9 protein-coding genes are annotated in these 13942 nt (G+C 39.3%); 8 read left to right on the top strand and 1 reads right to left on the bottom strand.

Annotation, left to right across the window (positions count from 1 at the left end; all coding sequences use genetic code 11):
• The first annotated feature begins 610 nt into the window (after positions 1 to 610).
• Complete coding sequence (locus OZX68_04015) at positions 611 to 8527, top strand: DUF1542 domain-containing protein (protein WEV60100.1); 7917 nt, start codon at positions 611 to 613, stop codon at positions 8525 to 8527.
• A 112-nt stretch (positions 8528 to 8639) separates the two neighbouring features.
• On the opposite strand, the gene queA is transcribed toward OZX68_04015, so the two are convergent.
• A complete protein-coding gene (gene queA / locus OZX68_04010) occupies positions 8640 to 9668 on the bottom strand; it encodes a tRNA preQ1(34) S-adenosylmethionine ribosyltransferase-isomerase QueA (GenBank protein WEV60099.1) in 1029 nt (342 codons plus the stop codon).
• Positions 9669 to 9812: 144 nt separating this feature from the next.
• On the opposite strand from queA, the gene OZX68_04005 reads away from it, so the two are divergent.
• The 7 genes from OZX68_04005 to OZX68_03975 all read left to right on the top strand — a co-directional run bounded on the left by OZX68_04005 (position 9813) and on the right by OZX68_03975 (position 13939).
• Positions 9813 to 10514: a glucosamine-6-phosphate deaminase gene (locus tag OZX68_04005; protein ID WEV60098.1), complete on the top strand. Its 702-nt coding sequence runs from the start codon at positions 9813 to 9815 to the stop codon at positions 10512 to 10514.
• A 164-nt stretch (positions 10515 to 10678) separates the two neighbouring features.
• Complete coding sequence (gene rpsP / locus OZX68_04000) at positions 10679 to 10951, top strand: 30S ribosomal protein S16 (protein WEV60097.1); 273 nt, start codon at positions 10679 to 10681, stop codon at positions 10949 to 10951.
• 17 nt (positions 10952 to 10968) lie between these two features.
• Positions 10969 to 11208, top strand: a complete 240-nt coding sequence (locus OZX68_03995; protein WEV60096.1) for a KH domain-containing protein — start codon at positions 10969 to 10971, stop codon at positions 11206 to 11208.
• A gap of 141 nt (positions 11209 to 11349) precedes the next feature.
• The gene (gene rimM / locus OZX68_03990) at positions 11350 to 11862 is read left to right on the top strand and encodes a ribosome maturation factor RimM (protein ID WEV60095.1); all 513 of its coding nucleotides are present in this window, start codon (positions 11350 to 11352) and stop codon (positions 11860 to 11862) included.
• Between the two features lies 1 nt (position 11863).
• Entirely contained in the window at positions 11864 to 12583 is a 720-nt protein-coding gene (trmD, locus tag OZX68_03985; protein WEV61371.1) for a tRNA (guanosine(37)-N1)-methyltransferase TrmD, read from the top strand.
• A gap of 93 nt (positions 12584 to 12676) precedes the next feature.
• On the top strand, positions 12677 to 13057 hold the full coding sequence (locus tag OZX68_03980; protein ID WEV60094.1) for a DUF1149 family protein: 381 nt from the start codon (positions 12677 to 12679) through the stop codon (positions 13055 to 13057).
• A 33-nt stretch (positions 13058 to 13090) separates the two neighbouring features.
• Positions 13091 to 13939, top strand: coding sequence for a DegV family protein (locus OZX68_03975; GenBank protein ID WEV60093.1), 849 nt, complete (start codon positions 13091 to 13093; stop codon positions 13937 to 13939).
• The last annotated feature ends 3 nt before the right edge of the window (positions 13940 to 13942 follow it).

Genomic DNA, 13942 nt, shown 5'->3' with positions numbered 1-13942 from the left:
GATAAAGCCTTGTAAAAAAACCTTGTTTGGCTTATGATTTAAGCAGATAAAAATATAAAAGAGAGCCTGGCTCTCTTTTTTTTGTTTTTATAGTTTAGAGCTGGAAATTTATACAAAATTAAAAGATCGGATTTTATGATCTTTTTTTTATTTTTTTCATAGAAACACGAGTTTGTTAAGTCTAAAAAGAGCATATTTAACAATTTCCTCCTATTAAATGTTTAGTAAATTTCAAGCCGAAAATGAATAAATATTAAATAATCTATGATATACTAAAAAAATTAGTCATTATTTATTTTTGATTAAAGTGTTAAATGAAAGGTGGAAAGCATATGTAAGTAAGTGATATAGACGTCTTTTCTATGCGATATAGGAGTTTTACAGGAGCTTTTGCAAGCTTATATTTGACGATTGCAACTTCCCAAAATTATTTGAGGTTGAGTCAATGGATATTTTATTATTAATTATTAAGCCAGTAATCGTTAGCTTCGATTAAATGCTACCTGAATCCATAAAAACTTAGAAGAGAAAATCCTAACGCAGAGCATCCAAAACACTAAATTTGGCCCCTGTTAAGACCAAACTAATGAAGAGGAATAAAGAAAAATCAATGAAAATAAATAGAATCACAAGAAAAGAACACTACAAAATATACAAAGATGGGAGGAAGTGGGTCTTTATCGGCCTTGCATCATTCGTATTAATGGACGCTGCTCAAGCGGCTAGTGGTCACACACCTTTGTATTTTGGTCAAAGTATCAAGGCTAGTGCTGATACAGCTAATCAGGTTGTGACCATTTCAGGTGATGGAACCATTTCAGGAACAACATTTGCAAGCCCCGAGGAAGCTTTGGTTGGTAAGTATGTTGACTTGGAGCGTGTTAATGGTGTTGCCAAAGATCCAAAAGATCCCAAGCAAAATATTGATTACTACGTTAAGAATGTTTATGTTCGTATTGACCAATCAACAGGTAAGTTGGTTCAAGCTTATATCGCCGGAAAAACCGAAGTCCATATTATCGCCCACGGGGCAAATAACTCGGTTTCACTTTTCATGGGATCAGGAACAAATTATGATTTCAAGACGGCAACTAGCCCCTACCGCCGAATCCGCGAGTTCTATGTAGGTACAACGCCATTTTCAAATGTTAGCTCATGGACTGGTAATGGTAATGAGGTCCCTTGGGGGAAAACACAGGCCGATATCGAAGCCGTTGTCGTAACAGCACCCAATAGAAAAACTCAAGACCAGGATAACTCCTTCGTCTTGACTGATGACATGTTAAAGAATGCTCCAGCAGGTGCAGACACCATCTTAGTTTCCTACCAGTCTAACAAAAATGTCAATTCTGCTACAGGAACCGACCAGTACTATGCTACACCAAAGGTTCAAGTTCGGACAACAAGCCAGATTACTGAAGAAGTGAATGCTGCTGTTCAACAAGCCAATGCCTCAAAAGCTGCCAAAACAGCTCAAAAGGCAGCAATTACTAATGCAGCCACAAAGGCTTCATCATCTATTGACAATAATAAGGCCTTTACAAGTGCCCAAAAGGCAGCAGCCAAACAAGCAGTTACTGACGCTTTAAAGAACGCAGAAAGCACAATGGATACCCGTTATAGTGCAACAGACGTTGATAACGATGCGGCTAGTGCTGAGCAAGCTATTCAAGCAGCAGCCACACCAGCTAGAACTGTCCCAGAACAACAAAGTGACGCTAAACAAAGCTTAATTGAAACAGCAAATAGTGTTAAGGAGCAAATTGATGCTGATAAAACCTTAACAACAGCTGAAAAAACAGCTCAAAAGCAGGCTGTTGATAAGGCTGTAAATCAGGCAAGTGAGAAGATTTCAAGTGACGATAATGCAGACGATATTCAAAATGATGTCACAAATGCAGGGGATACCATCAAAAATGTATACGTACCGTCTAGCGTTCCACTAGAGCAGCAAAAAGCTAATGCCATCAATCAGGCAACAACTGATGCAGCCAATGCCAAAACCACTATTGACAGTGATTCAACCCTAACATCAGCTGAAAAGGCAAGCCGTAAACAAGCCATTGATCAAGCTCTTGCTGACCTAAATAATGATTCTGCTACCGATGCACAAAGCATTGCTGATAAGCAGGCAGCAATTACTAATGCTATTACTGTAGGAACTACACCTGGAGCTGATTTAGCTACACAGAAAGCAAAAGCTATCACAGATTTCAAGAATAATCAGCAGACTGATGCCAAGAAGAATGCTATCGATGCTGACCCAGCTTTAACTACGGCTGAAAAAACAGCTCAAAAGCAAAAGATTGATGATGCTATTGCTACACTAACAAATAACTTAAGTACTGCTAAATCAGCGGATGAAATCCAAAGTATTGCTGATAATACTGAACTAATTAATCAAATCAACAATGCCCACCAAGCAGGTTCTGAAACAATCAGTGAACGCAGGGCAAATGCAAATGCACGTCTTGAGCAGCTAGCAAGTGATGCGAAAGTTAAAGTTGATAATGATGCCAATCTGACCGATACTGAAAAAGTAAGCCAAAAGCAAAAAATTGATAATGCTCTTACACAAGCTAAAACTGATATCAGTAATGGAACAGCTCAAGAGATTGAAGATACTGTAACAAAAGCAAGCAGTACAATTTCAAATTCCTATGTTGCAGGTAAGCAACTTCCTGATCGTAAAAAGGATGCTGAACAAGCTATCAATGATGCAGTCACAAGTGAGAAGAATACCATCGCTAGTGCTCCAACGACAGCTGATGATGCTATCGATCAAAATGGACATCTAACTGCTTCTGCTAAAAAGCTGCAAGAGGCTGCCCTGGATAAAATTGCTCAAGACTATCAGACAAAGATTGCTAGTGCAGCTGATGCCGATACTGTCAACAGCATAAAAGAAGAGGCTGCTGGTAAGCTTCAGGCTATCACTGAAGCCAAGGAAGATAGCCGTGTAACTGCTGCCAAACAAGCTCAAGCAGCTATCGATAAGGTTACCCAAGACCCAACCATGACTACCAGTCAAAAGGCACCAATCATTGATTCATTTAAAAAGGCTTACGCTAGCTATGTTGAAGCTATTGATAAAGATACGGACACAGGTAAGCCAAGTGATGATGCTTCTGCAAAATTTACTTCGGACTTGCAGTACACTAACTCAAATCCATCAATTGCAGACCAACAAAGTGCAGCTAAATCGCAGCTTGAAAATGCAGTGACTGCGGCTAAGGCTAAGATTGATGCGGATTCAAATCTATCAGATTCTGATAAGGCAGCTCAAAAACAAGTTATTGATAACCAAGCTAACACTGCTTTGGATGGTATTAATCAGGCAAGTACAGCGGATGGAATTCAAGCAGCTGTTAGCGGTGGAATTAATACAGTCAACAGTCTTGACAAGACCTCAGCTGATAAGAGCCTGGCAGATAAGGTTCAAGCAGCCAAGAATGCTATTAATAACAATAATAACTTGACTCAAGCTGAGAAAGATAGTCGTAATCAGGCAATCGACCAAGCAAAAGCTACAGCTCAAGCTTCGATTAACCAAGCAAGTACACCAGATGCTATTAATGCGGCAACAAATAATTCATCTGACTTTAGTAAGGCCCTAGAAACAGCTCAGGATGTATCAAATGTTCCAACATTGGATAATCAAAAAACATCAGCTTCTAGTGACATTGACCAAGCAGCACAAGCAGCCAAGAATGCAGTTGATCAAAATTCAGATCTATCAGCTTCTGACAAGACAGCTCAAAAACAAGCCATTGATACAGTAGCTACCACAGCTAAAGATAATATCCAAAATGCGGCTAATGCTGATCAAATGACATCTGCTAAAACTAACGCAGTTAATACACTAAGCACATTAACTGGTGCCAAAGAAGATGCACACAAAGCTTTAGCAAAAGAAACCCAAGATGCCATTGATGCCATCAAGGCTAGCCCAGTATTGTCAGCTTCACAAAAGACTGACCGTATTAACGATGTCAATAATGCTTCTAGTAAAACAAGTGACAAAATCAACTCAGCTACAAGTACTGATGGAGTTACAAGTGCAGCTCAAGCAAGTGACTTGAAGGATGCCTTAAATAAGGCTACATCTACATCAGATGTCCCATCAATCACAGACCAACAAAGTGCAGCTAAATCACAGCTTGAAAATGCAGTGACTGCGGCTAAGGCTAAGATTGATGCGGATTCAAACCTATCAGACTCTGATAAGGCAGCTCAAAAACAAGTTATTGATAACCAAGCTAACACTGCTTTGGATGGTATTAATCAGGCAAGTACAGCAGATGGCATCCAGACTGCAGTCAATACTGGAGTTAACACCATCAATGCCCTTGACAAGACTTCAGCTGATAAGAGCCTAGCAGATAAGGTTCAAGCAGCCAAGAATGCTATTAACAACAATAATAACTTGACTCAAGCTGAGAAAGATAGTCGTAATCAGGCAATCGACCAAGCAAAAGCTACAGCTCAAGCTTCGATTAACCAAGCAAGTACACCAGATGGAATTCAAGCAGCTACAAGCGGCTCATCTGACTTCAATAAGGCTTTAGAAACAGCTCAAGATGTATCTAATGTGCCAACATTGGATAATCAAAAAACATCAGCTTCTAGTGATATTGACCAAGCAGCACAAGCAGCCAAGAATGCAGTTGATCAAAATTTAGATTTATCAGCTTCTGACAAGGCAGCTCAAAAGCAAGCTATTGATACAGTAGCTGACACTGCCAAGGAAAACATCCAAAAGGCAACCAACGCTGACCAAATGACATCTGCTAAAACTAACGCAGTTAATACACTAAGCACATTAACCGGTGCCAAAGAAGATGCATACAAAGCTTTAGCAAAAGAAACCCAAGATGCCATTGATGCCATCAAGGCTAGCCCATTGTTGTCAGCTTCACAAAAGACTGACCGTATTAACGATGTCAATAATGCGTCTAATCAAGCAAGTGACAACATTAACTCAGCTACAAGTACTGATGGAGTTACAAGTGCAGCTCAAGCAAATGACTTGAAGGATGCCTTAAATAAGGCTACATCTACATCAGATGTCCCATCAATCACAGACCAACAAAGTGCAGCTAAATCACAGATTGAAAATGCAGTGACTGCGGCTAAAGCTAAGATTGATGCGGATTCAAATCTATCAGACTCTGATAAGGTAGCTCAAAAACAAGTTATTGATAACCAAGCTAAAAGCTCATTAGATGGTATTAATCAGGCAAGTACAGCGGATGGCATTCAGACTGCAGTCAATACTGGAGTTAACACCATTAATTCCCTTGACAAGACTTCAGCCGATAAGGATTTAGCAGATAAGGTTCAAGCAGCTCACAATGTTATTAACAACAATAATAACTTGACTCAAGCTGAGAAAGATGCCCGCAGTCAGTCTCTTGATCAAGCCAAAGCTACAGCTCAAGCCTCGATTAACCAAGCCACAAGTGCAGATGCCATTCAAGCAGCTACAAGCGGCTCATCTGACTTTAGTAAGGCCCTAGAAACAGCTCAAGATGTATCTAATGTTCCAACATTGGACAATCAAAAAACATCAGCTTCTAGTGATATTGACCAAGCAGCACAAGCAGCCAAGAATGCAGTTGATCAAAATTCAGATTTATCAGCTTCTGACAAGGCAGCTCAAAAACAAGCTATTGATACAGTAGCTACCACAGCTAAAGATAATATCCAAAAGGCAGCCAACGCTGACCAAATGACATCTGCTAAAACTAGTGCAGTTAATACATTGAATGGATTGGGTAGTGCTAAGCAAGATGCACACAAAGCTTTAGCAAAAGAAACCCAAGATGCCATTGATGCCATCAAGGCTAGCCCAGTGTTGTCAGCTTCACAAAAGACTGACCGTATTAACGATGTCAATAATGCGTCTAATCAAGCAAGTGACAAAATCAACTCAGCTACAAGTACTGATGGAGTTACAAGTGTAGCTCAAGCAAGTGACTTGAAGGATGCCTTAAATAAGGCTACATCTACATCAGATGTCCCATCAATCACAGACCAACAAAGTACAGCTAAATCACAGATTGATGCTGCTACAGCTAAGGCAAAAGATGCCATTGATAATGAAGCGTCTCTATCAAGTGCTGAAAAAGATGCTCAAAAGCAAGCCCTTGATAAGGCAGCAGCCGATGCACAAAATCAAATTGCAGCACAGACTAACGCTGATGACATTCAAAAGGTTACAAATGACCAAGCGCAAGCATTAAATGATTTGCTAAGTCAAAAACTAAATGCTTTTGGTCAATTAGCAGCTGATGCTTCAAAAGCACGTGACGCAGTTGAGGCAAATAACGCATTGACAAGTGATCAAAAGGCGCAGGCTAATCAAGATATTCAAAATGCTCTAGACAAGGCAAGATTGTCATTAAGCAGCCAAACGGATAAGGTAGCGGTTGAAGATCCTGCAAATCAAAATGACTTCCACCAATCAATTAATGATGTCCAAAAACAATTGGAAACAGTACCGAGCTTATCAGATCAAGAACAAAGTGCAATTACTTCACTAAATAATCTGGCTGATAAAGTTAAGGGAGAAACAACTAATACTATTCAGCAAGCTGCAATTGACAAATTATTGGCACAAGCTAGTCAAGCAATTCAGGTAGCACCAAACGCTGATACTGTTAATAACATTGTTTCTGCTACAAGTACTGCACTAAATCAATTGACTGGAGCTAAGAATGATGCAAACGCTGATTTGGCAAAACAAGCAGCTGATGTCCAAAATTCTATTGATGCCAATGATTCATTGACAGATACTGAAAAACAAAATCGTAAGGATGCTGTTCAAAAAGCATTGGATGAAACAAGTAGTGTTATCAATCAGGCAACTGATTTACCAACTATAGCGGATGCTAAGAACGCTCAGGCCTTTAAAGATGCTTTACAGGCAGCTCAGAACAATACTGGAGTTCAAAGTTTAGCTGATCGTAAAACTGCAGCAAAAGCTGATATTATGACAGCACTTGCTGCGGCACAAGACGCGGTTAATAAAGATACTGATTTGTCAGACGCTGCAAAAACAGCTCAAAAACAAGCCTTAGAAGCTGTAGCTGATAAAATGACAGCAGGGATTGATCAAGAAAAGAATGCAACAGCTGTTGATGTTGCAAAAACCCAAGGACTTCCAGTTTTTGAAAACTTGAATAAGGCCAAGGATGCAGCACAAGATGCTCTAGAAAAGGCCTTTGATGATGCGAAAGCTGCTGTCTCAAATAATAATGCATTGACAGATGCTGAAAAGCAAGATCGTATTAATCAAATGACGGACGCTTTCAATAAGGCAGAGAATGCGAATAATACAGCAACTGATGCTGGACAAGTATCTACCAATGATGATACAAGTAACTTCCAAAATACAGTTAAGACTAATACAGACTTCTCAACAGTTAAAACATTGACTGAACAGAAAGCAACAGCTGCTTCTCAAATTAATGATGCCTTACAAAAAGCCATCGATTCAGTCAATGCTGATTCAAAATTGGATAAGGATGCTAAAGATCGTCAAATTACTATCTTAAATGGACAGGCTAAGGAAGCTCTTCAGAAGTTAGATGGTCAGACTACAGCACAAGGTATTGTTGACTTTGTACCTGGTGTGGTACCAGCCTTTGATAAACTAAATCAGGCTAAAACTGATGCCCGCAATAAATTAGAAGCAAGTGCTGATGCTAGCAAGAAAGCAATTGATGCTGATAACGGTCTGTCAGATGCTGAAAAACAAGCCCAAAAAGATGCCATTGATACTGCCCTTCAAGATGCTCAAAAAGCTGTTGATAATGGGGTTGACGTACCAACTGTACAAGGTATTCCACAAGCACCTACAGTTGTTAAAGCAATCGATAAGGGGCATATTGCACCTACATCAACACCTACTGAACAAGCAGATACCCTCAACAAGCAAATTGCTGACAAGGCTGCTAAATTGAAGGCTCAAATTGATGCCGATAACACATTGACTGCTGATGAAAAAGCAAAACAAAAACAAGCGGTTGATAAACTAGTAGCTGATGTTAAAAATCAGATTGCTGGATTAAATAACTATCAAGCTCGTCTTGATGTTATCAATAAGGCATTAGATTCCTTCAAGCTTGCACATACTGAAGGTAAAAGCTTGGATGTTCAAAAGGCAGAAGCAAAGGATAAGATTAAAGCCCTGGCTAATGACTTGAGGAACAAGGTCAATGCTGATACAAGCTTGTCACAAGCAGAAAAAGATGCGAAATTATCGGCTATTGAAAAAGCTGAACAAGAAGCTTTAAGCAAAGTCGATAGTGCAAATTCTGCCGACCAAATTCAAACAGCGATTAGTGTTGCGGATACAGACACACAAAAAGGTTTTGAAACAAAAATTGATAAAAAATCTGTTGCCCTACCAAGTACAGGTCTTCTTGAACAAGGTCAAGAAACTGGACTAGCTGGATTAGTTGGATTGGTACTTGGACTATTTGCCTTCCTAGGCTTTAAGAAAAAACGCCGTGAAGACTAAATCTTTAACTTAGAAGCAACTTTGAAACCCTCTCAATGAGGGTTTCTTTTGTTTTATATAAAGTCGAAATAAAAAAGACCGAGGATCGGTCTTTTTTATATTTTATTCAAATCTATTTGACAAACATGGCATCGCCAAAGCTGAAGAAGCGGTACTTTTCATCAACGGCATGCTCATAGGCCTTCATTACCAAATCACGGCCAGCAAAGGCTGATACAAGCATGACTAGAGTTGATTTAGGCAGGTGGAAGTTGGTCGAAAAGGCATCAACAACCTTGAATTCATAACCAGGTTTGATGAAAATATTGGTCCAACCCGAGTCGGCCTTGATTTGACCATCAAACTTAGATCCGATTGTTTCAAGGGTTCTAATACTAGTTGTTCCGACGGCTACAACACGGCCACCAGAAGCCTTAACCTCATTAAGGGTTTTTGCAGCTTGAGCATTGAGGGAGTAAAATTCAGAATGCATCTCATGGTCATCAACTGAGTCAACACTTACTGGTCTAAAGGTACCAAGTCCTACATGTAGGGTCACTTCAACCAGCTTAACCCCCTTGGCTTCAATTTTTTCAAGGAGCTCGGGGGTAAAATGAAGACCTGCGGTAGGTGCTGCTGCACTACCATTTTCCTTGGCATAGACTGTCTGATAGCGGTCTTTATCCTCAAGTTTTTCATGAATGTATGGGGGAAGTGGCATCTCACCTAGACTTTCAAGGACTTCTAAGAAGATTCCATCATAAGAAAATTCAACAATCCGACCTCCGTGGTCAAGTTCGCTAACGATAGTGGCAATTAAACGACCTTCTCCAAAGGAGATTTGAGTTCCTTTTTTAAGTCTCTTGGCGGGCTTGGCTAAAGTTTCCCAGCGGTCACCTTCGATATTCTTAAGAAGGAGGAGTTCGGCGTGTCCTCCTGTGTCTGGTTTTACCCCAAAGAGGCGGGCTGGAAGAACCCGAGTATTGTTCATAACCAGGGCGTCACCCGGCTCAAGTTCGTCGACAATGTCATAAAAATGTTTGTCTTCCAAGCTTTGTTTTTTGCGGTCTACAACAAGAAGACGGGATTCACTCCTTTGTTCAAGCGGGACTTGAGCGATTAGCTCCTCTGGTAGGTTAAAGTCAAAATCATTAGTATTCATAAATTTACGAGCGGACTTTAGTCCGCATCCTCCGTTTCAATTTCGTCTAAAGGACATTATAACAAATTTAAAAAAATAATTGACTAAAATTAAATTAAATTCTATAATTGGTATATACCAATAAATGTTAGATAGGATGGCAAAATGAAAATTATTAAAGTTAAAGATGCAGCAGAAGGTGGACAAAAAGCTTATGAAATTCTTGCAAAAAAGATGGATGAGGGAATTAAGGTTCTTGGTCTTGCAACAGGGAGCACCCCAATTGATTTTTATAAGGCCCTTGTAGACAGTGACCTTGATTTTACGAATATGACCTCAATCAATCTTGATGAATACGTGGGTCTTCCTAAATCAAGTGACCAAAGTTATGATTATTTCATGAAAAAGCACCTTTTTAACCAGAAACCCTTTAAGAAAAATTACCTACCGGATGGGATGGCTCATGACCTTGAAGCTGAAGCCCGTAATTATGATCAAATTATCAATCAAAATCCAATTGACCTTCAAATTCTTGGCATCGGCTCAAATGGCCATATTGGTTTTAACGAACCTGGAGCATCTTTTGAGGGGACAACAAGTGTAGTTGACCTAACAAGCCAGACCATTGCTGACAATGCCCGCTTCTTTGTCCATGAGAATGAGGTTCCAAGACAGGCCTTGTCAATGGGAATTGCAAGCATTATGAGATCAAAGGCCATTATCCTTATGGCTTACGGCAAGAATAAGGCTGATGCTGTAGCTGCAATGGTTCATGGTCCGCTAACAGAAAATCTTCCGGCAAGTGTTTTACAAAATCATCCAGAGCTTTATGTAATTGTCGATGAAGAAGCTGCTTCAAAATTATAATTTTAAAAACCCAGTCCCTTGGAGGCTGGGTTTTTAAGCTGATGGAGTAAGATTAATGACCAAAAAAATATCTGTCAAGTTTTTTTCTTGACAGTCCTTGACAAGTACCTAAAATATGATATACTAGTCCTTGTAAAATAATTTAATTAGGAGAAATATATAAAATGGCAGTAAAAATCCGTTTAACTCGTATGGGTTCAAAGAAAAAACCTTATTACCGTATTAACGTAGCAGATTCACGTTCACCACGTGACGGACGTTTCATCGAAACAGTTGGAACTTACAACCCACTTCTTACAGAAAACAATGTGACTCTTAAAGAAGAACGCATTCTTGAATGGCTTGGAAATGGTGCTCAACCATCTGATACAGTTCGTAACATCCTTTCAAAAGCTGGTGTTATGAAAAAATTCCACGAGTCTAAACAAGCTAAATAATAAAAAAGGGGAAGGGTATGGAATCTGATATACAAAATCTTGTCTTGAGGATTGTTACACCTCTTCTTTCTAAACCAGAAGAAATCAGGTTGGAATTAGTGGATGCAGATGAATTTCTTGAATATCATCTACATATTGCTGAAGCTGACATGGGGCGAATTATCGGAAAGCAGGGTAGGATTATCCAAGCAATCCGAACAATTGTTTATTCAGTTCCCGTGAGTGGGAAAAAAATTCGACTTCTGGTTAACCAGTAAGAAGGGCACCTGTAAATTACAGGTGTTTTTCTTTTTAAGCTAAGTACTGCCATTACTCATGCAATTAAATTTTGTGTTAAACTACTATAGAAGATTTGAGATGATTTTTAAAATCTATTGAATAAAAGACTTGGAGAAAAAATGAATTATTATAAGGTTGGAACAATTGTAAACACGCAAGGTTTACAAGGAGAGGTGAGGATTTTAAGTGTTACAGACTTCCCAGAGGAGCGTTTTGCTAAGGGAAATGAGCTGGCACTTTTTGATGACAAAGGGAATTTTATCAAAAATCTTACCGTTAAAACACACCGCAAGCAAAAGAACTTTGACATTGTAAAATTTGAAGGACTTTATCATATCAATGATGTTGAAAAATACAAAGGCTTCGTCTTAAAGGTTTCAGAAGAAGATTTATCTGACCTTGAAGAGGGAGAATTTTACTACCATGAAATTATCGGCCTTAATGTCTATGAGGGTGAAACACTAATTGGAACAGTTTCTGAGATCCTTTCACCTGGAGCAAATGATGTCTGGGTTATCAAGCGTCCCAAGAAAAAGGACCTACTCATTCCCTACATTCCACCAGTTGTTTTAGCTGTTGATGTCAAAAACAACCGAGTGGAGGTTGAAATTCCAGAAGGATTAGATGATTAAGATGAAGATTGATATTTTAACCCTTTTTCCTGAAATGTTTTCAAACCTTGAACATTCAATCGTGGGTCGGGCTCAAAAGTCAGGCAAGGTTGAAATTAACTTCCATAACTTCCGCGACCAGGCGACAAACACTCAAAGGCATGTTGATGATTATCCCTATGGTGGTGGTCAGGGAATGCTTCTAATGCCCCAGCCCATCTTTGACACCATGGATAAAATTCCCCATAAAAATGCTCGGGTAATCCTTCTTGATCCAGCAGGACGGAAGTTTGACCAGAAGTTTGCTGAGGAGCTTTCTGAAGAAGATCATCTAGTCTTTATCTGTGGCCATTATGAGGGTTATGACGAAAGAATCAAGACTTTAGTTACTGATGAGGTAAGTCTTGGTGACTATGTCCTTACAGGTGGGGAGATGGCGACAAGTGTCATTATTGATGCCACAGTTCGTCTGATTCCTGATGTTTTGGGCAAGGTGGCAAGCCATGAAGACGATAGTTTTTCAAGTGGTCTCCTGGAATACCCCCAGTATACCCGACCTGAAGATTTTCGCGGAATGAAAGTGCCCCAGGTTCTCATGAGTGGTCACCATGAAAATATCCGCAAGTGGCGTCTTAAGGAAAGTCTTAAGAAAACCCTTGAAAGACGACCCGATTTACTAGAAGACTACGAGCCATCTGATGAAGAAAAGAAGATGCTCGCTGAAATAAAATCAGGATTATGATAAAATAGTACGGTAAATTCAAAAAAGTTAAAAACTTAGGTAGGCTTATAGCCTACTGTAGCTTATAAGCTAGTGATATTAGGAGAAAATGAAATGGAAATAATTCGTGATAAGGAATTTGTACAGACCTTTAACTATAATGCAAGGAATTTTGCCTATGAGGAGGAAAATGGGACTCCTGAAACTCGAGTTCACATTCAGATTCAACTGATAGAAGATGTGCCAGATCAAAGTGATGCTGATACTGTTTTAAATGCAAGTGTAGAATTCGTTGTGGTTCTTGAAAGCTTTATTGTAAGTGGCTACATTATGCAAAACAATATTTTAAAAAATAAAAAAGTTGTTGAGCAAAGTGAACTATCACAAGAAGACATGCAAGAAATTGCCCACCCCCTTTTGGACATGGTAAGACGACTTACGATGGAGGTAAGCGAGGTAGCCCTCGATCAACCTGGAGTGAACCTGCAATTTTAAGTTAATTGTGGCCTATAGAAAAACAGAGGATATATGAAGATTGCAGTAATCACAGATTCATCGGCCTTTTTGGAAGATGAATATAAGAATAAAGAAAATCTTTTCACCCTAGATATTCCAATTGTTATCGATGGTGAAACATATTTTGAGGGAAAAAATTTATCTAACGAAGACTTTTATAAAAAAATGTCTGAAACAGCTGAGTTGCCTAAAACATCTCAGCCTAGCGTAGCTGAACTTGAGGAGCTTTTGGCTAATCTTGAAAAAGAAGATTATACTCATGTGATTGGACTCTTCCTATCGAGGGGTATTTCAGGTTTTTATCAAAATTCCTTCTACCTGCAAAATGAGTTTCCAAATTTAGTGGTCAAATTTTTTGATACCCTAATTACCAGTGCCCCATTAGGTTACATGGTTGAAATCGCCCTAAATTCAATAGCAGCTGGAGATAGCTTTGAAGAGATTAGCCAAAAACTAGATTATGTCATCGAAAAGACAAGGGCTTATATCCTTGTTGATGACCTAAAGCACCTGGTTAAGGGTGGTCGCCTTTCAAATGGAGCAGCTATTGTTGGAAACTTGCTTTCAATTAAGCCCATTCTTGAATTTAACCGAGAGGGCCAAATCGTCGTCTATGATAAGGTTCGTTCCAGCAAGAAGGCCCTAAAGAAATTGATTTCAATCGTAAAAGAAGCAAGTCAAGAAGACGATTATCAGGTTTTTGTCATTCATTCAAATGCTCGCAAACTAGCAGAAGATGTTGCCCAAACCTTGGAAGAAGATGGGCTTGAAAATATTTCGATTGCAACTGTCGGTGCCATAATCGGTACCCACCTTGGAGAGAATGCTATTGTTCTTGCTATTTCACCAGTTATAAAATAAGGA

This window comes from Streptococcaceae bacterium ESL0729, from assembly GCA_029391995.1.
Lineage (GTDB): Bacteria > Bacillota > Bacilli > Lactobacillales > Streptococcaceae > Floricoccus.
Note: the sequence above shows the minus strand (reverse complement) of the source record. Positions and strands in the feature narration are given on the sequence as shown.

What these genes read in the sequence shown, in the direction of transcription:
- trmD (WEV61371.1), top strand. Translation starts at nt 11,864, where the DNA reads ATGAAGATTGATATTTTAACCCTTTTTCCTGAAATGTTTTCAAACCTT.
- OZX68_04015 (WEV60100.1), top strand. Translation starts at nt 611, where the DNA reads ATGAAAATAAATAGAATCACAAGAAAAGAACACTACAAAATATACAAA.
- rpsP (WEV60097.1), top strand. Translation starts at nt 10,679, where the DNA reads ATGGCAGTAAAAATCCGTTTAACTCGTATGGGTTCAAAGAAAAAACCT.
- queA (WEV60099.1), bottom strand. Translation starts at nt 9,668, where the DNA reads ATGAATACTAATGATTTTGACTTTAACCTACCAGAGGAGCTAATCGCT.
- OZX68_04005 (WEV60098.1), top strand. Translation starts at nt 9,813, where the DNA reads ATGAAAATTATTAAAGTTAAAGATGCAGCAGAAGGTGGACAAAAAGCT.
- OZX68_03995 (WEV60096.1), top strand. Translation starts at nt 10,969, where the DNA reads ATGGAATCTGATATACAAAATCTTGTCTTGAGGATTGTTACACCTCTT.
- OZX68_03980 (WEV60094.1), top strand. Translation starts at nt 12,677, where the DNA reads ATGGAAATAATTCGTGATAAGGAATTTGTACAGACCTTTAACTATAAT.
- OZX68_03975 (WEV60093.1), top strand. Translation starts at nt 13,091, where the DNA reads ATGAAGATTGCAGTAATCACAGATTCATCGGCCTTTTTGGAAGATGAA.
- rimM (WEV60095.1), top strand. Translation starts at nt 11,350, where the DNA reads ATGAATTATTATAAGGTTGGAACAATTGTAAACACGCAAGGTTTACAA.